Here is a 23,077-nt window from a genome sequence, read left to right on the forward strand (position 1 = left end):
GCATTGTGAAAATTATATAGGATTCTTTATGTCGCATTCGCACCACCACCATCATCACCATGGAGATAAACAACTGTCATGGGCTGTTGCGATAAATATTGTATTAACCATTGCACAAATTGTTGGTGGTGCACTTGCAGGCAGTATGGCGCTAGTTGCAGATGCCCTTCACAATTTAAGTGATGCTGGCGCTATAGTTATAGCAATAATCGCGAGGCGCATTGCGCGAAAACCTGCTTCAAGCACCATGAGTTTTGGCTATAAACGTGCTGAAATTATTGGTGCATTAATTAATAGCTCAACCTTGATTGTAGTAGGAGCCTATTTAATTTATGAGGCAATAACACAGTTTTTAGAACCTAAAACGGTGGATGGCTGGATAGTGGTTTATATTGCGGCGATTGCGCTTGTTATTGATGCAGTAACGGCGTGGTTAACTTACAAAGCAGGTGCTAAAACTAACTTAAATTTAAAAGCTGCTTTTGTACATAACTTATCAGATGCTTTTGCATCCCTTGTTGTGATTGTGTCAGGCAGTTTGATTATTCTTTACCAATGGTATTTGGTCGATTTAATCGCAACAATTGTCATCTCCATTTATGTGATTTATCACGGAATTGGCTTTGCCAAACAATCTATAGTTATCTTAATGCAAGGTACGTCAGCAGAAATCGATGTTGATGCAGTGCATCAGGCATTACTTACACTTAAAAACGTAAAAGCAGTGCATCATCTGCATGTGTGGCAATTGGATGATAATACACTTCATCTAGAAGCAAATATTGAACTCACTGATCAGGATCTTAATTTAGTTAAGGCGATGCTCAAAGAGGAGTTTGCAATTAGCCACTCGACCATTGAAACCCTCTTAAATGAGCAATCATTTGATGCGTGTTATTTACCAAACACACAGAAATAGTTATCGGTTATTACAGTTTGGTGTATTGGCCATTTTAGCCTGTTGATAGGTTTCCCATGCACCTATTGAGATAAAGCAATAGCAAAGTAGTTCTAAGCCTTCTTGGATGATTGTTTTTACGACAAAAGCATCTTGGCTAACTACCTCTCGCCAAAAACTACCCGTACCAAAAATACGACTAAAAATAACTAAAACCACTACGCCGACAATCACCTTACTCATTGCAGGCAGTTTTAATAAATTGACAAATTCACGCAGACCTTGTTTTCGTTTTCTAGAAAAAAGATAAAGAACAGACAAAGTTGAAATCAATGCAGGATAAAGCCAAAAGCCGTGGCTTATTTTATCAAACCAAAAATCACATTCACGAATCAAAAGTGCTGTAAAAAAGCCAAAAACCAATAAGCTGCCAGAGCCAATACTGCTAATTTTAATCGCTTTATAAAACAAAATATTAATAAAGATTAGCGCTAATCCCTGAAGAGTTTCTGTTATTGATAGTTCAGGGATCCCTTTTAGGAAATAATAATCTAAACGTACGCTTAGATTAACCATAAGACAAACAGCAATCACCGCAAGAATATAAAATAAATTCCATTTAACAACAGTTCTTGATGAGTGATTTGACGAAAAAGTTGAGAGAGTATTCACATGTAGCGTTCCTGCTTTTAGTACATGTGGGCAGTTTAGGGTGCTAAATGTATGGGGTAAATGCTTCTTCTGTAATTCTTCGTCGGAAAGTGTAAGTGACTGTAAGAAAAGGTTAAACGAACGTTAATAATGTAGCAAACTAAACCTGTTTACTACATTAATCTAACTTTCGCGACAATTACGATAATGTACGATTAAAAAGTGCTACCGCTTGTTGATACATGGTGATTGCAAGTGCTGCATCATAGCGTTCACCTTCATCACGCATAAAGGCGTGCTGTGCATTTACTTCTTGCCAGTGAAAATTAATACCGCTTTGCTGGCACGCTTGGTAAAGTTTGATTCTTCCTTCAACAGGTACATGCGGATCTTGTTTACCAAAAATAAAGTGAATTTCGCCTTGTATATCTTTGATAAGTTCTAACGAATTATTGCCACTATTGGCAGGTAAAGTATTGCTGTGAATATCGGTTGCATACAAACAAAATGCCGATTTAATATTGCCATTAAGTGCTGCTCGATAAGCAAGGTGGCCGCCAATGCACACGCCAATTGCACCAACATTACCATTACAACCTTCGAGCGTTTTTGCAAATTCAATTAACGCAACTGTATCGCTGTCATGCGATTCAAGTGGTTTGGTCCACTTGTCGTTATTACCTTTGTCCTTGCCATCATCATCGTAACCAAGCACTGTACCTATCGGATTTAGCTCATGAAATACCTCAGGCACTAATACATGAAATCCATGACTTGCTAATATTTTTGCTGAACGTGCGATAGGCGCTGTTTGTTGAAAAATTTCAGAATAAAAAATTAAGCACGGATAATTTCCCGTTATAGCAGGAGAGTAACGATAGGTACGCATTACACCTGTGGGTGTATCTAAGTCATGTTGGTGCTGTGAAATAATCATAAAGCTGTCTTAACTAGTAAAATTATTGGTATTTTAAAATTTACAAAACCGATTTGCATATGAATTAAATTAATAATTCGTTTATCGCACCGGCTTTTCAAGTTCACTAAAGCCATCATAAAGTGTATCAATTTTACTTTGCAGTAATGTTTGTGCGTCATAAAGGCCTTGATTATAAAAAGACGCTGCAATTTCTTTTGCGATAAAATCCAGTAAAAAATCTGCATCGAATTGACCTAATTCTGTATCTAACTCTGCTTCAAAATAGTTTTGTAACTTCTCAATGCATAGCTGTTTATCGTGATCGTTTAGTGTGATTGTCATGTATTGTGCTTCTATTATTATTGATAAATTTTATTTAAATCCGAAAGGTTAACTCTTTTGATTGCCACAAACAATTAAGCGACAAAAGCCTGCTGTTTATCGCAAACAAATTGGCATTATTTTACTAATAGTTAGAATAGATGCAAATAATTATCATTTATAAAGGTAAGGTTATGAACACACTGAATTTTAAACATGGCTTTTGTGTTTTGTTTCTGCTGATAAGCTTATCACTCACGGCAAAAGACACATCGGTGGATTTAATCTATGCTGATGTAAATCAAGTAACAGAGCCGCTGGCACTTTCAGGCACTATAAAATCAAAACAACAAGCAAATGTGACTGTATTAGAACAAGGTGTAATTGCACATATTTTTGTAGAAGCCGGACAAAAAGTTAAACACGGCGAACCGTTGCTTGAATTAAATAATTCGCTTGCTAAAGCACAATTGGCACAAGCAAAGGCCACCCTTGAAGCATCTAAAATAGCCCATCAAGAAGCCGTACGCTTATATCAAGAGGTACTGTCATTATCAAAACAGCAAGTAGTAGCAAAAACACTCATTGCTGAAAGAGCAGCAGCTAAAGCTAAAGCTGAAGCCCAACAGGCAGTCGCCAAAGCGCTTTTTGAAGAGCAACAAGAGGTAGTGAATAGACACCGTTTAACTGCACCATTTAGTGGGGTTATAAGTAAACGACATGTAGAAGTTGGCGAATGGATCACACCCCAATCACCGGCATTTTCAATTGTGGCAAATGATAAACTCAGGCTTGAGTTAGCAGTACCACAGGAATATTTTTCAAAGTTCCAACATAACAAACTTACGGTTTTAGCATCTCCTGAGCTTACAAATTTTGCACCAATTGAATTACCGATATCACACGTCATTGCAGCAGCAGATGAAACGACACGTACTTTTACTGTATTTGCCGATATTACAAATAACGAAGGATTAATCTCCGGGGTATCAGCACGGGCTTTAATTAGATTTTCAGCTGGGCAACAACAAATTTGGTTACCAAAAACAGCAATAAAGCATCACCCTGATGGTGGTTATAGTGTTTTTTCGGTAACTGAGAATGTAGCCAAACGTCACCTAATTCAGATAGTTGATGAAAAAGCGGATCAAGTCGCGGTAATTAACGCGCCTAGCAATTTAGCATTTGTGGTTTCCGGTGTTGAGGCTCTTAAAGAGGGTATGCAAGTCAGTGTTGCATCTGTAAAGGGAAGTGCTAAATGATAAGTGCAGCAGTTAATCGTGGGATTTTAGTTGCGGTTTGTGTGCTTATAACCAGTATTCTTGGTTTAGTTACTGCCCTTAGTATTCCTGTGCAAATGATCCCTGATCTTGAAGTAAGAACAATTACTGTACAAACAGGCTGGCCCGGTGCCACACCACAAGATGTAGAAAAAGAAATTATAATTGAGCAAGAGCGTTATTTACGTTCTTTAGCTAATTTATCACGTATGACGTCTTACAGTGAAATGGGCTCAGCGAGTATTGAGCTCGAATTTCCGTTTGGTGTCGATGCCAATGATGCACTTATTCGTGTAAATAATGCTTTAAGCCAAGTGCCAGCTTATCCCGAGAATGTTGACCAGCCTAGGCTGTTTTCGAGCTCGTTTTCGGGTAATGCATTTATGTACTTTACATTGAAACCGCAAAAAGGAAATCCTCTCAAATTAGATGTCGATTTGTTACGTGATTTTGCTGAAGATTATGTTAGGCCTCGAATGGAGAGTGTAGCGGGAGTGTCTGAAGTACGCGTTGGTGGTGGCGCGCAAAGGCAAATTCAAATTAAAGTTGATGCACATCGTTTAGCACAGCGTGGGATTAGTTTACCAGAACTTAGAACGGCTATTCGCAGCCGTAACAAAGACGCTTCAGCAGGAGACATTGAATCGGGGTCAAGCCGCTATTTATTAAGGGTTGTTGCACGATTCGAAACATTAAAACAACTCGAAAATCTGATCATTGCACGCAAAAACAATGTCGATATTTTATTAAAAGATGTTGCCTCTGTGAGCTTAGATCATTTTGAAACAAGAAGCATGTCTTACTCTGATGGTGAACGAACACTTAGCTTATCGGTAAGACGTGAAAGTGGCTCTAATGTATTGGCGATAAAAGATGCAATGCTACCGATTGTTGATGAGCTTAATCAGCAGCTGCTAAGTCAAAATGGTTTAGAACTCAAGTTAATGAGTGATGATGTTAAATATGTCAGAAGTTCACTTAAAAATGTATGGTTTAATCTTGGCTTAGGTGCACTACTCGCAACGTTAGTGATGTACTTTTTCTTACGTTCAGGGCGTGCAACCCTTGTTGGCATGATTGGTATTCCACTGTGTACTATTGCGGCATTTTTTGCGTTAAGCCTCTTTGGTCGAACAATTAATGTTATTTCTCTTGCGGGGGTCGCTTTTGCCATCGGCATGACAGTGGATAATACCATTGTGGTGCTAGAAGCCATTGTGCAAGCCAAGACAAAAGGTATAAGTAAGCGTCAAGCTGCAATTAATGGGGTTAAAGAAGTGTGGCCTGCTGTGTTGGCATCTACAGCCACAACTGTGATGGTTTTTGCGCCAATTTTATTTGTGCAACAAGAAGCAGGGCAGCTTTATTCAGATATCGCCATTGCAATCTCCGGGGCAATTATTGCGTCTATGTTAGTGGCTATTTTTATTGTGCCGAGCGCAATTGCACATATAGGTAAAAGTGAGCAACTCAGTGAAGGCAAACAACTCATTCTTTCAAAGGTGTGGTTAGTTCCAGCTCATTGGCTTATTAAACATACTAAACGAGCTCGTATTAGTGTTGCCGCTTTTTTTGTTGTTATTTTAGCCAGTGCAATTGCCTTAATGCCAGCAGCTGAATACTTGCCTGAAGGTGAAGAGCCAAAGGCCTTTTCAATGATGATAGCGCCGCCAAGTTATAACCTGTCAGAAATGGAAAAAATTGGCAGCGAATTGCGCCAGTATTTTGATGTCTACATTAATAAAGACGATAGCGATTTTACCCTTGGCAAAGATGATATGCCGCCGCTTGCATATTATTCTATGTCAGTATCTGTTGGGCGCATTTGGTTTTTAAGTGCACCAGTAGATCCTGCGCATATCAATCAAATGATGGAAGCAGTTACAACAAAATTTAAAAGCTATCCCAAAATGCGTGCCTTTAGTTCTCGTGGCTCAATAATATCCAGTAATGATGGTGGGACTCGGGCAGTGGCTGTGGATATTGCGGGCAGTAACATTACCGATTTATATGCAGCAGCTGAGGCGGTTTATGATGAGGCAAATCAACTGTTTGATAAGCCGCAAATAAATTCAGATCCTAGCTCGTTAACGTTAGAACAGCCTTTAGTTGAAATAAAACCGCGTTGGCAACGCTTGGCAGAGCTTGGTATCAACAATGCTGACTTTGGCTATGCAATCGCAGCGATGAGTGATGGGGCATACGTTGATGAATTTATTTTGAATGATGACAAAATTGATATGTTTTTATTCAGCGGTGCTGGTAATCGACAAACCATGTCGCAGCTCGCAAGTTCGCCTATTGTCGCGCCTAATGGCAGCGTTCTACCATTACATGCATTAGCAGATTTAACTCATTCAAATAATAGTAATTCGATTCGTCGAGTGGATGGCAACCGTACTGTAACTGTTTATATTATTCCGCCACGCAGCGTTGCGCTTGAAACTGCAGAGCAACAAGTGCGTAATGAGCTTATTCCAACACTTTGGCAACAAGGTAAACTGGCGCAAGGTATTAAACTTAATATCAGTGGTGCTGCAGATCAGCTTGAAGCAACAAAGGAAGCTCTTTCGAGTAATTTTATAATCGCCTTAGCACTTAGTTACTTATTGCTGGTGGCTATATTTACTCATTGGCGATACCCACTTTTTATTTTGGCAACAGTGCCACTTGGAATGGCGGGAGGCTTACTCGGATTAGTCTTAGTAAATGGCGTTAATTCCTTACTTACTGAGATTGGTTTAAGTAGCTATCACCAGCCTTTCGATATGATAACCATGCTAGGTTTCTTAATTTTACTTGGTACTGTCGTTAATAATCCTATTCTTATTGTCGACCAAACAAGGCGCTTAATTGTAGAACAAGGCGTAAAAGTAAAAAGAGCCGTTTTACTGGCCCTTGAAAAACGTTTAATGCCCATTTTAATGTCAACAGCAACGACATTATTTGGTCTTGCCCCTTTGGTACTTATCCCTGGTGATGGCACAGAGTTGTATCGGGGGGTTGGCGTTATTGTAATGAGTGGCATTTTAGTGTCGACATTACTAACACTGACGTTTTTACCTGCGTTATTGGTTGCTTTGTTAAAAGATAAACGTTCGTAGACTAAAAGTTTTGATGTAAGGGCTCACAAAGTGGGCCCTTTTGGGTTTTAGTTGCGAGAAACTTCTTATAGCAGTTGGTTTCAACCCTTTAACAAGGTACAGTTTTAAAATGGTTTGTTGTATGTAGTAAATTATGTCGCTAGAGCGTTTTATTCCATTTAGAAAGTCTGATGTGATCAGCATGTGTCAGTCACTTTTTATAAAAGAAGAGCAACCGTCTTTTATCGAATTTGCAGAATTATTTGCCAGTGTTATTCATTTTGAATATCACAAGCGCTTAGAAGTATTAAAAGATAATTACGCACCTTTTGACCCAAATGCTGATACGCAATTGCTAAAAAGTATTAGCGATGATGAAAAGCTCACCTGCCAAAAAACCTTTGCACAAGAATTTGCATCAATACTGAATGCAGCAAATTATGAGATCATTACAGATCAAGACTTGCAAGATGCATTAACGGAAGAATCACTGTTTAAAGTCAGGCTCGAAGTGGCCTTTGATGATTTTGCTGAAGTGGTATTTTATCGTCGTGGTGCTTCAACAAAAAATGAAACACTCAGCACTTGGTGGGGACTTAGAAAACAAACCATCAGTTTTACTAATTACGATAGAGTTGCTGTTTTTATACGTTTTAAAGATGCAGCACATTTTGCCAATAAAAAAATAAAGCCAGTTGGTTTTGAGCCAGGCGCTACCATCATCAAACTCTTTCAAAATGTGCCCAAAGCTGATTTAGAAATGCTGTTTCCAAACAGTGAAGTACGCATGAGGCCAATTGATAAAGTAATTATCGGTGCATCAGCGGCAGTAGGTGGGGCAGTTGTATTGGTTACTAAATTAGGGGCATCAATTATTTTAGTTGCTGCGTTAATCTCATACTGGTTAGGACTACGTAATGATAATGTTGAGTTTAATCAGCAGCATTTAATCAGTTTAGGGTTAGGCTTAGGACTATTTGGTAGCTTTATTTTTAAAGAGTGGAGTAAGTTTAAAAATAGAAAAATCAAATTTATGAAAGCATTAGCAGATAACCTCTATTTTAAAAATTTAGACAATAATGCCGGGGTGTTTCACACCATAATTGATGCAGCTGAAGAAGAGGATTGTAAAGAGGCAATAATCGCTTACAGTGTGCTGTTAAATTCTAAAGCACAGCTAACGAGTGAAGCGCTTGATAGCGAAATTGAAAATTGGTTTGAACAAACATATCACTGCCCATTAGACTTTGAAATTGCCGATGCAATTGCAAAGCTTGAAAGGTTAGACTTGATAGAACGTGACGGTGACTACATCTCTGCGCGAACACTCGATGATGCTAAAGCGCGACTCGACGCTCGCTGGGACAATTTTTACCAGTATTAATACTGGTTTTGGTGGTATTTGGGGTTTTGATTTTGTGGTGAGAGATACATTTTAATCTAAAACATCTAGGCAAATAAAAACGCTGAATCGATATTGCATTTAGTAACAAATTTTTATTACCCAAGGGTCGGGCTAACTGCTAACGTTAAATTTTTGGGAGTATTATTTTGATCGCACATTTAAAATCATTGTTATCTTCATTCAATCAACAATATAACACTAAATCAGCTATCGATTTTGAAACAGGACTTGCTGCACTCTTAGTTGAAGTAATGCGTGCCGATGGCAAAGTGGTATCAGAGGAAGTTGAAAATATTCACACTACACTGACCACGTATTGTAATTTACCCAATGAGGCAGCAACACATTTATTAGATAAAGCGAAAGGCATCGTTGAAAAGGCCATCGATTTGTATTCGTTTGTTAACGTAGTGAATGAACACACCAGCGATATTGAACGTATTGAGATTATAGAGTTACTTTGGCAGGTTGCCTTTTCGGATGGCTCTGTGGACGGGCATGAAGATCATCTGATACGAAAAATAGCAGGTTTGATGTATGTTACTCATGCGGATTTTATTCAGGCAAAAATTCATGTGCAAGAAAGCCGCCAAAAAGCGAGTGAGTAATTTACGCTGGCATTTAGTGCTTATTCTGTCAGCTGTTTCATTCTGTGCATCTTCATTTGCAACCATTACACCTAATAATTTGGGCACTTCAAAAACCATAAAGTACCAACATTTAGATGCGCTTTCGTTATCACATCAACAAAAAATTAAAGAGTGGATTTCATTTGGTATAACAGCGAATGAGTTGGTATTAGGCGAACCTTGTCAAAGCAACTATCAGTTTGACTTAAAACCACGTTATTTTTCAACAGAACCAGTACCTTGGGCAAGAATAGTACGAGGGACACCAGACACAGTTGAACTTCATTTTAATCGTTATGCCTCACTTGTTAGTTTAAAAAACGATTGGACGCTATATCACGAGTTATCCCATCTTTATCATCCTCTTTTCGATTACAGTGTTTTTTGGTTAGGTGAGGGACTGGCAACCTATTTACAAAATATTGTGATGTTTAAAAATAACTTAATTAATCGCGATGAGTTTTATACTCGGATCAAAGCGGGGCTTTCAAGAGGTAAAGTTAATACTAAAATAAATAGCGGACGGCTAAGCGATATCAGTGAAAATATGTGGCAGTTAAAGGCGCATCAACGTGTGTATTGGTCTGGTGTTGCATTTTTTATAGAAGCTGAGAATGCTTTAAAAGCGCATAATAAGCCAAGTTTAGTTGCTTTGATAAAACAATATCAACATTGCTGCGCTATTAATGCGAATACCAGTAACGCCGGTGACTTTTTACGTGAACTCGATAAGTTATCGCGGTCAGCAATTTTTTCCAGCCTTTATCGGCGTTATCGGGACCGAGAAGACTTCCCAGTAATTACTGATCCACAAATTAAAAGCTTAATAGCACCTTCAACATTAAAATTCTGACACGAAGCGCATGTTTAAATTCATATTTGGTTAATTTTTCAACTGCTATTATTTATTCCTAATTAATAAGGAGAGCGCAAATGAATATGTTGTTAAGTCAAGAGGAGCTATCGATGTTACTTAGCGATGTTCAGGAAAAGGATTTAGTATTCGAAGCACAAAACAGTGAGGCTTCTGAAGGTGCAAATGATGTGTTTGAGAATATTGTTACGCATTATCAAACACTGCAAATAGAAGCGCGTAACACCATGTTAAGTAATACAGAAAAAGGCGATATCGCTGCTGTTAATCAACAACTTAATCGCCTGACACTATTAAACCGAAAAATGTTAAATGAGCTTAAACAAACCCTTTATTTTGCGGGTACTTCGGTTGCCTGAGTAGTCATTTGATATTCACTTTGATGAACACTCGATAACAAGTGCCATTCACTGTGCGCTCTTTCAGGGGTAAACGTTACAGTCATAAAACCACGCTGATGGATATTGGCATACTCAAGGTCGTCAACAAGCAGTTTAAGTGCTTCAGCAAATTGCAGCGCCATTTGTTCTGGCAGTTGTAAGTAATATTCTAAACCAGGCGAACTTACCGAGCTTGTTGCAAATTCATAACCACACAGATTACCTTTACCATCTTTAAGTGGACCGCCCCATGCATTGTGGGTATCACCTGCAAGTGTAATCAGGTTTTTACCTAAGCTATGTGCTGTTTGTAGGATCATTTCGCGCTCTACAGGGTAGCCATCCCAGGCATCTAAATTGTAAGGTGCAACAGTCATAACACGTGCTTTTTCAAGCTCAGTTAACGTAGGATCACCTGCAAGTAATCGCCCTTTAATTTGTGCAAGTTCTGTTAGTGTTTGCGCGGTTTGCGTGCTTGGATTAGCAAGTTCAGCCAGTAATTCAGCTGGAATATGCATACGATTCATAAGTACCTGCTGGCCAAGCACTTGCCATTTTGCATCTGAATTTATCATGCCATCTTGTAGCCAAATTAGCTGATCAGTGCCAATTAATTTTTGTGTTGGCTCAATTAAATCAAGAATAAATCGGTTGCTGTCAATTTGGCCTGTTACAGGATCAATATAATTTGCATAATCTAGCGGTTTTGCACGACTTTCATGACGTGTATCAAGCATATAAAGAGATACCAGATCACCAAATTCAAATTGACGGTATAAACTTTCGGTTTGACCTTTTACATATGGGCGGATGGGCATCCACTCAAAATAAGCCTGTAGGGCAGCCAGTTTTCGCGCAGTGAAGTCACCTTCGCCTTCATTATGGTTCTCTGCACCGTTTTTAAAGGCATCGTTGGCAACTTCATGGTCGTCCCATACAGCTATAAATGGGCTGTTTGCATGTAATTGTTGTAAAGCAGGGTCGCTGCGATAAAGTGCATAACGCTTACGGTAATCATCAAGGGTAATGATTTCTTCTGCATTGTCTGAAGCAAGCTCACGGCCTAGCGCTACAGCGTTTTCAGTTGCGTAGCCATCTGCACCGTATTCATAAATGTAATCACCAAGGTGTAATACTGCATCAATATCAGTAAGTTTTGCTGCTTCTGCGTACGCATGAAAATATCCTGCAGGGAAGTTTGCACATGACATAACGGCAAACTTAACACTGTTGATTGCACCCTGTGGTAGCGTTTTAAATTGCCCAACCGGTGATGTTTCATTTTCAGTCACAAAGCGGTAGTAATATTTGCTGCCAGCATTTAAGCCAGTAAAGTCGATTTTAACTGTGTAGTCATTTGAAGCTAAAGCCACAACCGTTTGTTGTACAAGGTTTACTTCAAAGTTTTCATCATCTGCAATTTGCAGTGTTAAATTAACACCTTGTGGCGCACCAGCAGGTGTAGCACGTGTCCATAAAATAATTGCATCACTTAATGGGTCGCCACTGGCAACACCGTGATTAAAGCTGACTGAAAATTCATTCTCAGCAAGCTTATTATCATTATCGCTATTACAGCCTGTAAGAGACATTGCGATGGTGGCGGCACCCAGTCCGTAAATAGATGCTTTTAAGAAATTTCTGCGTGAAAAGTGGTGATTCATAGTGTGACCTTTTGTTTTTCTTATTATCATAGCTACCTTATATGACAATATTAGGTCTGGTCAAACCTCTGTCCACATCAATGTGAATGGATGTAACAAGTTAATCTAAAACACATTTGAAGTTTTAGGGTGATAATTAATTAGAGACTAAATAGGATGTTATTATCAACGCCTAGTATTATGTTCATAGCATAAAAACGCATGCTGGATTTAAACAGCATGCGCTGCTTGTACCTATAAAACGGTAATTACGTTGTCTTTTGCTAATCGTGATTTTGGCAGTGACGCGTTGTAGTCTTCACTTGGCTCATGATAGCCAATTGCTAATGCAACTTCACAAACATAACCATTTAGCTCTTCTGCAAATAATTCGCTTATCATGTCTTTATCTACCCCTTCCATTGGTGTTGAGTCTATGCCTAAACGTGCAACAGTATGCATGGCATTACCAAGGGCAATGTATGTTTGTGCTTTCGTCCACTGTGCGTTATTGCCTGCCTCATCAGTATTCAAATCTACAAAAGCAAATGCACCAAACGCTTTTTTGATGTCAGTATCAATAACTTTCTCATAGTCACTACGTGCATACTTTGGGTTATAAGCAAATAAAAGTGTGTGCGATGCAGCTTTAATATGTGGCTGATTAAATTGAAACTTATTAACAAACGTGTTGTGCATACGTTCTTTTGCCTCATCCGACGCAATCACAATGATCTTCCAAGGCTGTGAATTAATGGATGATGGGGAAAGACGTATTGCTTCTAAAATGATTTCTAGATAACTTTGTGAAATTTTTTTACTCGCATCATAACGTTTACTTGTATAGCGGCGGTTTAAATCGGTAATTATTGGGTGTGTCATTAAAATCTCCTAACAACAAGCTGTTGTAAAACATAGGATGTAGTTTAAAGCTTGATTAGCTAATTAAAAACAAGGTAATGTTTGAAATATTATCAAAAAATATTAGTTAATATGTTGGTAGAAGATTTAAAGCTGGTCGTTAAAATCTCTGAAATGAAGAGTATATCTAAGGCTGCTTCATCTTTAGATTTGCAATCAGCAACAGCGAGCGCTGCGCTTAAACGTGTAGAGGCAGAGCTCGGAGCAGAATTGTTTATTCGCACAACACGCAGTATCCGATTGTCAAAAGAAGGAGAGCGCTTTTTACCGCAATGTGAAGAAGCGTTATCTTTACTCTCACTAGCTAAGCAAAATATAAAAAGCGATAACAAAGATATTGAAGGGGAGCTGCGCATTGCGCTTTCATCAGATCTTGGTCGTAATGTGGTTATGCCGTGGTTAGATGATTTATTAGATAGGTATCCTAAGCTGAGCGTAAGAAGCCATGTAAGTGATAGCAACATTGACTTTTATCGTGACTCAGTTGATTTAGCACTACGATATGGCAAGCCAAATGACACCAACATGTTCGGCTTTAAAATATGTGATGTACCAAGAATATTATGCGCCTCACCAAATTATTTAAAACAGCATAAGGCACCGAAACACCCTAATGACTTGCAATATCACCAAGGTTTATTTTATCAGTTACAAGAAAGAATAAACGATACATGGGAGTTTTTAGAAAACGGCAAAACAATCAAAGTGAAAATGAAAGGAAGGCGAGCCGCCAATGATGGTGATTTGGTCAGACGTTGGTGTGTAAAAAGTAAGGGAATTGCAGTTAAATCATTAATTGATATTGCCGAAGATTTATTAGCCCAAAGGCTTGTACCGTTAATGACAAATTATCCTCACAAAAGTACCGAACTTTGGTTAATGTGTCCTAGTCGTCAGTCCATAACGCCTGCTGTGCGATTAGTACGGGATGAATGTCGAAAACGCACCAAAGCATTAATGGAAGAATTAACCAAGAAAGGCATCTTATGTTGAGATTTTTGTAATTTATTAGATGTATACAAACGTTAACATTAACTCAATAGTTCAGAACAATTTAAGCTATAATGTGTTAGATATTTGTTTTTAAAGCCACTTCAATTATGCATTCAAAGTTTGAAAGGCAATTGTTTAAATTGAGTCTGTCAAAATCCGTTGATGGTGGCAATTTGCATGCTGCCTCACAAGAGATTTTATCGGCAGCGACCACAGCGTTAGATATTACCCGTGCAAGTATTTGGCTGTTACGCGATGATCATATTTTTTGTGAATTTCTATTAGAACAAGGTACGGCGTTTCCCTCGCTTGGTATAGAACTAAGTAGACATGATTTCCCCAGTTATTTTGCTGCAATTGACTCAGAGCAAGCTATTATTGCAGACGATGCTACACTGCATCCTGCAACCTTTGAATTCACAGAGAATTATTTAAAGCCACTCAATATTAAATCGATGTTAGATTTACCAATAAGACACCTTGGCAAAATGATAGGGGTGATCTGTTGTGAACATCAAGGTGAAGAAATAAAACAGTGGTCAGATGAAGAGGTGACCTTTGTTCTAACACTTGCAGAAATTTATGGCAGGGCATATAACGCAAAATCACGATGTGATTATGAAAGTGAGTTGAAAACACTCAATCTCAATTTAGAAAAAGTGGTTGAGGAGAGAACTTTTGAGCTGGAGCAATCTCTAGAAGCATTAAAAGCATCCCAAGAGTCACTTATTGAAAGTGAAAAGTTTGCAGCTTTTGGCGAACTAATAAAAGGTATTTCGCACGAATTAAATACCCCATTTGGTATTGTTATTACCTCAATTTCTCATGCCTTAGAAGAAGTTAAAAGTGGTGCAATTGCTCTTGAGTCAGGCAGGCTAACCAAGACACATTTAGAATCATTTTTTGAAGAGCAGCAAAAAACCCTCAATTTAGCCGAAAACAACATTAAAAAAGCATCTCGCTTAGTTGAAAGTTTTAAGCAGGTCTCTATGGTTTCGTTAAACGATACCCCAGAGCCCTTCAATATCACGTTGTTTTGCAAACAGGTAACTGACACTGTTTTACCAATGGCAAATAAACATGGTGTACAACTTGTTTTAAATTTCGAAGAAGAACTGGAAGTTACTTCTCAGCAAGGACTTTTAGCGCAAGTGTTAATTCAATTAGTACAAAATGCACTGACTCACGCATTTAAAGATGATCACCTTGATAAAGTTATTACCATTGGCATTACTAACAAGCAAAATACTGTTGAACTTATATTCGAAGATAACGGCAAGGGAATCGACAATAGCTTACATAAAAAGGTATTTGACCCGTTTTTTACAACCACGCGCAACGATGGCTCTACAGGATTAGGTTTGTCGCTTGTTTCTAATATTGTGCATCATAAACTTGGCGGGCGAATTGTTTTAACAGACCCACAAGAGAGGGGATGTAAATTTATTATTTCGCTACCTAATCTAAAATAAAAAGACTTAGCTTCAAAATTCACTAAGTCTAAGTGTTAAAAATTAGTCTATTTGTGCAGCTATTACTGATACTTCAACAAGTAATTCAGGGCGCGCCATTGCAGCTTCAACACAAGCACGAGCTGGTGCATACCCTTCAGGTACCCATGCATCCCACACTTCATTCATTTCTTTGAAATATTGCATGTCTTTAATGTAAACCGTTGCACTTAACATGTGTTTGCGACTGCTACCTGATTCGATAAGTAATGCATCGACTTTATCTAGCATTGTTTGCGTTTGCTCTTTGATATCTTTGGTTGCATCAGCACACACTTGGCCGCACAAATAAACAGTTTTGTTATGTACCACAATGCGACTCATTCGTTCATTGGTATGGGTACGTTGAATGCTCATATTATTTTCCTAAACTTGAGTTTTGTATGGCCGAAACTCTATCAAAACCCGCTATAAAATAATATGTAAATCAGTAGCAATGTTATAAAACATGGGTGTAGCTTATAACGGTTTGATGTATATTAGTGGCTTGAAAAAATAAGGCTATATTAATGAAATTAAAATTTATCTTTCTTCTTATCTTAAGCATTTTTAGTGTTACGGTGTTAGCCAATGATGCAAAACCGATGAATGAGCAACAACAAGAAAAAGCACTTAAAGAATTAAACGAACCGCTTTACCGCCCACTGTTGGAGCGATATGTGTTGGACGAGTTGAAATCGTTGCGTCAAGATCAACAAAAACTTCGTGAAGACACCACAAAACAAATTACACACACTGAATTAAGCGCAGCTGATAGAGCACTTGATTACACTAATGACACAATAAACAACGTGATGTTTATTATTACCGCCACAGCAACAATATTAATTCTCGTAGGTTGGAATTCATTACGTGATGTAAAAAATAAAGTTGAAAGTATTGTAAATGAACGCGTAAAAAGTATTACCGAAGAATATGAAACGCGTTTAGGTGTGCTTGAAAACCAATTAAAAGAACGTTCTGAAGAAATTCTCAATAACCAGCGGAAAATTACCATTACCAATGAAGTTCATTCACTTTGGATGCGTGCGAATTTAGAAAGTGATGTAAATTCTAAAATTGAAATTTATGACGAAATTTTAAAACGTAAACCAGATGATGTAGAGGCGATCACATACAAAGCAGATGCATTATTAGAGCAAGGTAAAACGAATAAAGCGGTTGCACTTTGCAATCAAGCAATTGATGAAGATGCTGATTACGGTTATGCCTATTGGCAACGTGCCTGTGCTTATGCACAAGAAAACCGCTTGTCTGAATCGATGGACGATTTACAAATGGCGCTGAAGCTTTCACCAAATCTTAAAAATGAATTGGCAAATGAGCTCGCATTTGAAAACTTACAGGTACTACCTGCATTCTTAAAACTACTTGAAGATGCAGGTATTAAATTGAGTGAGCAAGCCTAATTAATTTAGGCTTAAAAACATCATTGCGATTGGGCAAATTAAACCCACTAACCATACGCTCGATCGCAATATATGCCAATTTACGTAGTAACAAACGCAATAAAGCACGCGTGCAATAATATAGATAATTGCAAGTGTTTCAGTTGTACTTGTTATGGTATTTGTTGCAAACACTACCACTAATGCAATGGTAAAAATTAGCAGTGATTCAAAACTATTTTGATGCGCAGCTAGTGCACGGGCACCAAATCCAGTTAATTTGCTTTGCTGTGCACGTGGATGACGGTTGTCGTAACCACCTTGTTTATTCATGGCAATTGCAACAGGTGCTTTTGCTAGATAAGGTAAAAGTGCGGCAATAATTGCACACAGGATTAATGTATTCATCGTTATTCTTTAATAAATGTGATGTTAGTTACACCTAACTTTTTAAAATACTCATCTCTGAAATTGCGGATTGCCGCTTTATCTTTAGCATACAAAGTAACTTGGTGCTCCATTTTTGAATAATCAGCAATATCAAAGCCCTCGGCAGCTGCAATAGCTTCAAACATAGAGTTATACTTGTCTTGCGCAAAATTTATCAGTTTTTGTTGGTGATTAAAGGTGTATTGAATTTTCTTAGCCATAAATGTCTTCTAACAATATTTTGTGACATTGTACTTAACTGTAAATAATCTGGATATACGAAATATTCGCTTGGTGAGTTTAATTGTTAGAAAGTGATTTTAATTTGTTGGTTATTTTGAGGTATTCATTTAATGCAGGTTTAAATTCAACTTTGTGTGAAGCCACTTTTTCATAATGAGATACAAGACGTTTTAAATAGTTTAAAGCGGTATCAGGTTTTGTATGCTGCCAAAAACTCTCGCCAACAGGGCTTATTAATTTAGCGCTATTTTTTGATATATAGATGATCTCATAAAAGCGATTATTTTCTTCAACGAGTGTTTCTTTTAAAAGCCTAAAGTCTAATTCAATTAATTGTTTGCGTAGTAAAAAGGAATGATGAACAGGGCAAATAATAAAGTCTATTTCTCTTATTGGGTATTTAGTCTGAATAGTTGAAACAAATTCCGCGGCTAAATCGCCACCTACACCTGCAATGATAACCAAATGCCGGCCAGGATAATCATCAATTGGTAGAGCATTTACGCTTATTGTATGGCAAAGCCAATTCGTCTTGGAAAAGCGTGTTTTAAGGTTATGCTCGAGCGCTAACATTATGTGCTTTGCAATATCAACAAAATGGATTGTGCTAGCTGGATTCAAGTTGCAAAGCGCTTTGCCCAAAAAACCATGATCGCAACAAGTATCCCAAATATGGTGATAGTTGGGCTCAATAAAATCAACGATGGTTTGTAAACGGTTTGATAAAGACATAGCAAGTGTACAAAAAATAAAGTGAGTTATTTTAACAAGTTTTAATTAAAAATACTGGATATTAAATGTATATTGCATGCAAAGTAAATTTTAGGGAATTTAAATGAAAATAGCGATAATAAGTGGCAGTGGTCGTAATAATTCAAATAGTTTGAAACTAGGTCAAAATATAGCATCAAGATATCAATCTGAAACAATTACAATGGATCTGATTGATCTTAACCAACATAGTATTTTACTTCGTCACTATGAGCCATTAGATGACCCTCAGTTAATGTATGAGAAAGAGCAATTACTGAATCGATTATATGATTGTGATGGTCTAATGATTATTGCACCAGAGTGGGGAGGCATGTTACCACCTGTATTACATAATGCTCTATTGTTAACTGCGTTTGGCTCTGCATCAGGCTTTCCGTTGGGGCACAAACCTGCCTTTGCGATAGGCGTGTCGGCATCAGGTGGTGGCCATAATCCTATTAGTATTTTAAAAGGCTATGGTGCAAAAAACCCACATTTAGTTTGGTTACCTTTTCATTTAATTATCAGCAATATAAACGAATTTTTATCTGATATTGACGAAGACAGTCAAAACACTCGACACCTTCAACTAATGTCACGTTTAGACAGCGGTGCTCATGCTTTAACACTCTATGCAAAGCAGCTTAAACCAATACGAGAGCAACTAACAAAACTTTCAGAGAAACACCCCTTTGGTCAGTAAACTAAATGTGTTTTTATTATCTCAGTAAATGCTTGTTTAAAAGAGTGTGTGTGACGAATGTTAAGTTCGCTTAAGCGAGTATCTTTTAATGCACAGTTATATGGTCGGTTAGCAATTTGGCTTGGTTCATTGATTGGTGAAATACCCTTTGTGTCCAGATTTAGAATTTCTGCAGATAATTTCGCAATTTCATACTTTGTATATGCTTTTTCATCTGATAAATGAAAGATACCTGATGTATTCTCACTTGGCTGTTTAACTAAATCGACCAATGTATAGGCGATATCGTCAACATGTGTAGGGAAGCGAATTGCCCAGTTATCATGTGCACTTATTGGCTTATCGTTCACCTGCTGCGCAATGGTAGTAATGGCTGACTCATCAAGTGATTCGACGTCTCCATATAATACAGGTACTCGAATAACCGTATGCGCTTTGCTGGTACTTAGCACAATTTGTTCACCCAATGCTTTGGTTTCACCGTAAAAATTCAGCGGGTTCGTTTTTGCGTTTTCTAAATAAGGCGCCTCTCTACCATCAAATACATAATCTGTACTGATAAAGAATAAACGGGCATTTATGTGTTTAGCTTCGTTAGCTAAATGTTCCGTTACAGCAAGGTTTAATGCCTTTGTGTGTGCTTGGTTATTTTCGCATACATCAGGTTTTCGCTCTGCTGCTGCATGAATGATGATGTCAGGTCTAGCAATATTAAGGAGCTCGGTTACAGCAACATTATCTGTTAAATCAAGTTGAATGATTGGCGCCTTTGCACGGCTAAAACCTGTGCCAATAACATTAAACCCTTGTTCGGTAAAAATTCGAAATAGCGCACGGCCCAAGAGGCCCGTAGCACCAGTCACCAGTACATTTTTCATAACATTCCTTAACAATAACATTATTGTTATTGTAAAGCGCTAAATGCGCCTAGTCTTTAACTGTTATTTTATGTGACACACTACGCGATATAGACATTAAAACTAAGAGAAATACGTGTTTTGCTTGAGCGATTTGGCATCACGCTATGTGGCACGTGAGAGCGAAATAGTACTATTCGATTTTGTTTGGCAGTGTAACACGCCTCAAAGGTTTCAAGGCCTACTTCCTCTGTCGCTATCGGTGCTGAAAAGTTGGGATGATAAAATTTAATGTCGCCAGAATTCTCAGGTGCGTCAAGATAAAACGAACCACTTACAAATGAGGGGTGAGTGTGATGAACATGGGTATGCACTTCTTGGCTATCGCCAGGGCGATAAAAATTAAACCAGCTTTCTCTTATCTCAATATGGTTGGCTTTGGGATTAAGCTTTTTAATAAAGAGTGCTGCTTGTTCTAAAATAAACTCGTGTGTATGGACTAAATCATATTTATGCAGTACTTGCCTATGTTCAGGCTGACGGGACTGTATATAAGAACGAGCATTAGCATCATCTTGTGTTAGGATTTGATTATACTCTTGTTGAATAATCGCTTTTAGTTCTTGTTGGATTAAAAAAGCACGATCTCCTTGGAGATCGTGACTGTATATAGGCGTGGCGAACCACAAATCAATTTTCATATTATTATTGTTAGTTAAAATTCATAACCTAAGCTTACAACAAATCGGTAGTCATTTTTATCCGGTGTAAATGTGCCTGTTGGTTTTGGATTTTCTATACGGTCTAGATAAAATGATAAGTCCAAATCGAAATCACCAATTAAGTCGATCTCTAACCCTGTTTTTAAGCGGTGTATATATTCACCAGCATCTTCACTTACTACTTTAACTTGGTAGTCAGCATCAAACTCAATATCTTTAGTGATATCCCACTCGATAACAGAGCCTAGATTTAACACACCTGATGTTTCGTTATCATCTTGACCAGGTTCAACGTTAATGTAGTTTGTTGATTGATAACTAGGACCTGCGCTTACTTCCCAAGAAAAATCACCAGTATCAATTAGCTCGTAACCAATACCCACACCAAAAGTATGTCTGCTATCGATATTACCAAATTCATCAGCAAAGTATTCATAGTCAGCAAGTCTAATAAAGGTTCTAGGTGAGAAAAACCAATCGAAGTTAGCGGTAAAACGCTGATCATTCGTTGTTTCTTCTTTTTTACCGGTTTCTTGACTAACTCGTTCACTGAAGTTACTGATAAACTCTGAAGAAAAACGGCTAGTTGATGTTCTTCGCTGTGCTTCAGCACTGATTGTGTAATCCGATTGTTCTGAATTACCGCGGCGGAAGTTTGTACCAAAGTTTACTTCACCGTCCCAGTAATCAAATTCATTACCATCAGCAGAAGCGATAGAAAGTAAATTACTCATGGCATAAGATTGTTCTGCGCCATCCTGAGAAATAATAAATTTTCCATCTTTAATAATAAGCTTGCCACTAATCACGGTACCATCATTAAGGCGGATACTTTGTGCACCTTTAGAGTAAAGTTCAGCAACATCTGCAATATCAATGACTTGGATGCCAAACTCATCGGAATCGAATTCAAGCTCTTCTTCATACATGGTAATTAGATCACCTTTAAGCCATTCCCCTGATGAGGTTTTAACCCAATCAAACTTTTGATCAAATGCAGGTGTGTCAGGTTTCCAAATTGGGTATGTATTTGCATGGGTAAAAAGAGGGGTGAGGAGAGTTGCGCTTAATAGTAAAGAATGTGCGAATTTCATAAAAATAACTTCCTGTTATAACTTAATTATTCACACATTATATTATTTTTGTACCGATTTAAACTGCTTTAGATCAAACTTTAGTTTCAGCTGAAAGCGGTAACTCCATAAATACACTTAGCGGGTTATCACGATAACGACCAAAACATTCACATCGAGTAAAGCCTAGGCTTTCGTACAAATGAATTGACTCTGTTTGTTTGCTACCGGTTTCGAGTCTGAGTAATGGAATTTGAGCCTGGCCTGCCCAATACATTAGATTTTGCATAATTCGGCGTGATAAGCCTTTTCCGCGGTGAGTTGGTTTAACATACACGCGTTTGATTTCACCATAGAGGTTAGATTCAAACTTTTTAACTATCGCACCACAGGCGATGATACCTTCATCAGTAAGAAGTCCAATGGCATGTACATTGGGTTGATTAAGTTCACTCAAAGGTAATGATTGGTCACTGGCAATTGGGTAAAGTGAATTCATCAAGCGATCTATTTCTTCGAATAGGCTAATAACATTTGGATCGTTTGAGTCTAATGAGACTAACTGCATAGTGTCCTCTACAACTTTTAACTTTGCCTGTCATATTGTGGCAAATAATTAAAAATCAAGTTAACAAAAAATACAAGTTTGATTTTCACCATTATTTATTTACTAACAGCCAATATTTTTGTAGGGTCTGCATAAATTGACACAATGAGTATTACAAATGCCAAAAGCAAGTGAAATTAAAAAGCATGCCGCTATTGATTATAACGGTCGCGTGATGATTGTTCGTGATATTGAGCGTTCAGTACCACAAGGTCGTGCGGGTGGAAGTTTATACCGCATGCGCATGTATGATGTGGTAAACGGTGGTAAAGTTGACGAGACTTTCAAAGCTGATGAAATGCTTAATTTTGCAGACTTAAATCGTAGACCTGCTGTCTTATCGTATATAGACGGTGACGAATATGTATTTATGGACGAAGAAGACTACACACCATATAACATCAATAAAGAATCAATTGCAGAGCAACTTTTGTTTATTGATGAAAACACCAAAGGTTTATTAGTGGTTGTGGTTGAAGGTAGCCCAGTTTCAATTGATTTACCTTCTAGTGTTGAACTTGTGATTGAAGATACTTCTCCCTCAATTAAAGGTGCATCAGCTAGTGCACGTACCAAACCTGCAACGATGACTACTGGTCTTATCATTCAAGTACCGGAGCATATTTCAGCAGGGGATAAAGTGAAGATTAACACATCAGAACAAAAGTTTATGGGCCGTGCTGATTAATAATTTATTTATGCTGTTAAGGCTTAGCATTTGCTAGGCCTTTTTTATGAGCAAAAATATATAAATTTAATATTATTCGTTAATAATTAAATTAGTCTTTATATGA

The 23,077-nt window shown here is 37.9% G+C and carries 25 protein-coding genes; 12 read left to right on the top strand and 13 right to left on the bottom strand.

Annotated features, from left to right (window positions below; genetic code table 11):
* Positions 1 to 28: 28 nt before the first annotated feature.
* Complete coding sequence (locus ON073_RS00890) at positions 29 to 919, top strand: cation diffusion facilitator family transporter (RefSeq protein WP_274759972.1); 891 nt, start codon at positions 29 to 31, stop codon at positions 917 to 919.
* On the opposite strand, the gene ON073_RS00895 is transcribed toward ON073_RS00890, so the two are convergent.
* The 3 genes from ON073_RS00895 to ON073_RS00905 all read right to left on the bottom strand — a co-directional run bounded on the left by ON073_RS00895 (position 920) and on the right by ON073_RS00905 (position 2,810).
* On the bottom strand, positions 920 to 1,570 hold the full coding sequence (locus ON073_RS00895; protein ID WP_274759973.1) for a hypothetical protein: 651 nt from the start codon (positions 1,568 to 1,570) through the stop codon (positions 920 to 922).
* A gap of 178 nt (positions 1,571 to 1,748) precedes the next feature.
* Positions 1,749 to 2,486 carry a dienelactone hydrolase family protein gene (locus ON073_RS00900; protein WP_274759974.1) on the bottom strand — a complete coding sequence of 246 codons (738 nt, stop codon included), beginning with the start codon at positions 2,484 to 2,486 and terminating at the stop codon, positions 1,749 to 1,751.
* Positions 2,487 to 2,567: 81 nt separating this feature from the next.
* A complete protein-coding gene (locus ON073_RS00905) occupies positions 2,568 to 2,810 on the bottom strand; it encodes a DUF2164 domain-containing protein (protein ID WP_274759975.1) in 243 nt (80 codons plus the stop codon).
* A 173-nt stretch (positions 2,811 to 2,983) separates the two neighbouring features.
* Here ON073_RS00905 and ON073_RS00910 point away from each other — a divergent pair, with 173 nt between their 5' ends.
* From ON073_RS00910 to ON073_RS00935, 6 genes are all read left to right on the top strand, one after another.
* Positions 2,984 to 4,051, top strand: a complete 1,068-nt coding sequence (locus tag ON073_RS00910; RefSeq protein ID WP_274759976.1) for an efflux RND transporter periplasmic adaptor subunit — start codon at positions 2,984 to 2,986, stop codon at positions 4,049 to 4,051.
* Complete coding sequence (locus ON073_RS00915; RefSeq protein WP_274759977.1) at positions 4,048 to 7,173, top strand: efflux RND transporter permease subunit; 3,126 nt, start codon at positions 4,048 to 4,050, stop codon at positions 7,171 to 7,173. The genes ON073_RS00910 and ON073_RS00915 overlap by 4 nt, the downstream gene beginning before the upstream one ends.
* 133 nt (positions 7,174 to 7,306) lie before the next feature.
* The gene (locus tag ON073_RS00920) at positions 7,307 to 8,536 is read left to right on the top strand and encodes a TMEM143 family protein (protein ID WP_274759978.1); all 1,230 of its coding nucleotides are present in this window, start codon (positions 7,307 to 7,309) and stop codon (positions 8,534 to 8,536) included.
* Positions 8,537 to 8,703: 167 nt separating this feature from the next.
* Positions 8,704 to 9,165 (top strand): tellurite resistance TerB family protein, encoded by a 462-nt coding sequence (locus ON073_RS00925; protein WP_274759979.1) that lies wholly within the window; start codon positions 8,704 to 8,706, stop codon positions 9,163 to 9,165.
* Positions 9,131 to 10,039 (top strand): hypothetical protein, encoded by a 909-nt coding sequence (locus tag ON073_RS00930; RefSeq protein WP_274759980.1) that lies wholly within the window; start codon positions 9,131 to 9,133, stop codon positions 10,037 to 10,039. Before ON073_RS00925 ends, ON073_RS00930 begins: the two co-directional genes overlap by 35 nt.
* 80 nt (positions 10,040 to 10,119) lie before the next feature.
* The gene (locus ON073_RS00935) at positions 10,120 to 10,419 is read left to right on the top strand and encodes a hypothetical protein (protein WP_274759981.1); all 300 of its coding nucleotides are present in this window, start codon (positions 10,120 to 10,122) and stop codon (positions 10,417 to 10,419) included.
* On the opposite strand, the gene ON073_RS00940 is transcribed toward ON073_RS00935, so the two are convergent.
* Complete coding sequence (locus ON073_RS00940; RefSeq protein WP_274759982.1) at positions 10,392 to 12,104, bottom strand: alkaline phosphatase D family protein; 1,713 nt, start codon at positions 12,102 to 12,104, stop codon at positions 10,392 to 10,394. The two genes, ON073_RS00935 and ON073_RS00940, sit on opposite strands and share 28 nt — an antisense overlap.
* Positions 12,105 to 12,338: 234 nt before the next feature.
* The gene (locus ON073_RS00945; RefSeq protein WP_274759983.1) at positions 12,339 to 12,965 is read right to left on the bottom strand and encodes a nitroreductase family protein; all 627 of its coding nucleotides are present in this window, start codon (positions 12,963 to 12,965) and stop codon (positions 12,339 to 12,341) included.
* 111 nt (positions 12,966 to 13,076) lie between these two features.
* Between ON073_RS00945 and ON073_RS00950 the strand changes: the two genes are divergently transcribed.
* Entirely contained in the window at positions 13,077 to 13,997 is a 921-nt protein-coding gene (locus ON073_RS00950) for a LysR family transcriptional regulator (RefSeq protein ID WP_274760022.1), read from the top strand.
* A 140-nt stretch (positions 13,998 to 14,137) separates the two neighbouring features.
* Positions 14,138 to 15,469: a sensor histidine kinase gene (locus ON073_RS00955; protein ID WP_274759984.1), complete on the top strand. Its 1,332-nt coding sequence runs from the start codon at positions 14,138 to 14,140 to the stop codon at positions 15,467 to 15,469.
* Between the two features lie 42 nt (positions 15,470 to 15,511).
* Here the strand turns inward: ON073_RS00955 and ON073_RS00960 are convergent, their stop codons facing one another.
* A complete protein-coding gene (locus ON073_RS00960) occupies positions 15,512 to 15,865 on the bottom strand; it encodes a RidA family protein (RefSeq protein WP_274759985.1) in 354 nt (117 codons plus the stop codon).
* Positions 15,866 to 16,017: 152 nt separating this feature from the next.
* Here ON073_RS00960 and ON073_RS00965 point away from each other — a divergent pair, with 152 nt between their 5' ends.
* The gene (locus ON073_RS00965) at positions 16,018 to 16,917 is read left to right on the top strand and encodes a TPR end-of-group domain-containing protein (RefSeq protein ID WP_274759986.1); all 900 of its coding nucleotides are present in this window, start codon (positions 16,018 to 16,020) and stop codon (positions 16,915 to 16,917) included.
* On the opposite strand, the gene ON073_RS00970 is transcribed toward ON073_RS00965, so the two are convergent.
* The 3 genes from ON073_RS00970 to ON073_RS00980 form a co-directional block, all read right to left on the bottom strand.
* The gene (locus ON073_RS00970) at positions 16,918 to 17,304 is read right to left on the bottom strand and encodes an MAPEG family protein (protein ID WP_274759987.1); all 387 of its coding nucleotides are present in this window, start codon (positions 17,302 to 17,304) and stop codon (positions 16,918 to 16,920) included.
* Between the two features lie 2 nt (positions 17,305 to 17,306).
* Positions 17,307 to 17,546, bottom strand: coding sequence for a DUF2960 family protein (locus ON073_RS00975; RefSeq protein WP_274759988.1), 240 nt, complete (start codon positions 17,544 to 17,546; stop codon positions 17,307 to 17,309).
* A gap of 79 nt (positions 17,547 to 17,625) precedes the next feature.
* Positions 17,626 to 18,300, bottom strand: coding sequence for a tRNA (adenine(22)-N(1))-methyltransferase (locus tag ON073_RS00980; RefSeq protein ID WP_274759989.1), 675 nt, complete (start codon positions 18,298 to 18,300; stop codon positions 17,626 to 17,628).
* A 103-nt stretch (positions 18,301 to 18,403) separates the two neighbouring features.
* Here ON073_RS00980 and ON073_RS00985 point away from each other — a divergent pair, with 103 nt between their 5' ends.
* The gene (locus ON073_RS00985) at positions 18,404 to 19,024 is read left to right on the top strand and encodes an NAD(P)H-dependent oxidoreductase (RefSeq protein WP_274759990.1); all 621 of its coding nucleotides are present in this window, start codon (positions 18,404 to 18,406) and stop codon (positions 19,022 to 19,024) included.
* Here ON073_RS00985 and ON073_RS00990 read toward each other — a convergent pair.
* From ON073_RS00990 to ON073_RS01005, 4 genes are all read right to left on the bottom strand, one after another.
* Positions 19,018 to 19,902, bottom strand: coding sequence for a dTDP-4-dehydrorhamnose reductase family protein (locus ON073_RS00990; protein ID WP_274759991.1), 885 nt, complete (start codon positions 19,900 to 19,902; stop codon positions 19,018 to 19,020). The two genes, ON073_RS00985 and ON073_RS00990, sit on opposite strands and share 7 nt — an antisense overlap.
* Before the next feature lie 80 nt (positions 19,903 to 19,982).
* Positions 19,983 to 20,582: a TIGR02466 family protein gene (locus tag ON073_RS00995; protein ID WP_274759992.1), complete on the bottom strand. Its 600-nt coding sequence runs from the start codon at positions 20,580 to 20,582 to the stop codon at positions 19,983 to 19,985.
* 14 nt (positions 20,583 to 20,596) lie between these two features.
* Positions 20,597 to 21,697: a DUF481 domain-containing protein gene (locus ON073_RS01000; protein WP_274759993.1), complete on the bottom strand. Its 1,101-nt coding sequence runs from the start codon at positions 21,695 to 21,697 to the stop codon at positions 20,597 to 20,599.
* Between the two features lie 73 nt (positions 21,698 to 21,770).
* Positions 21,771 to 22,244: a GNAT family N-acetyltransferase gene (locus ON073_RS01005; RefSeq protein WP_274759994.1), complete on the bottom strand. Its 474-nt coding sequence runs from the start codon at positions 22,242 to 22,244 to the stop codon at positions 21,771 to 21,773.
* 157 nt (positions 22,245 to 22,401) lie between these two features.
* Between ON073_RS01005 and efpL the strand changes: the two genes are divergently transcribed.
* The gene (gene efpL, locus ON073_RS01010; protein WP_274759995.1) at positions 22,402 to 22,971 is read left to right on the top strand and encodes an elongation factor P-like protein EfpL; all 570 of its coding nucleotides are present in this window, start codon (positions 22,402 to 22,404) and stop codon (positions 22,969 to 22,971) included.
* The last annotated feature ends 106 nt before the right edge of the window (positions 22,972 to 23,077 follow it).

This window comes from Pseudoalteromonas sp. G4, from assembly GCF_028875915.1.
Taxonomy (GTDB): domain Bacteria; phylum Pseudomonadota; class Gammaproteobacteria; order Enterobacterales; family Alteromonadaceae; genus Pseudoalteromonas.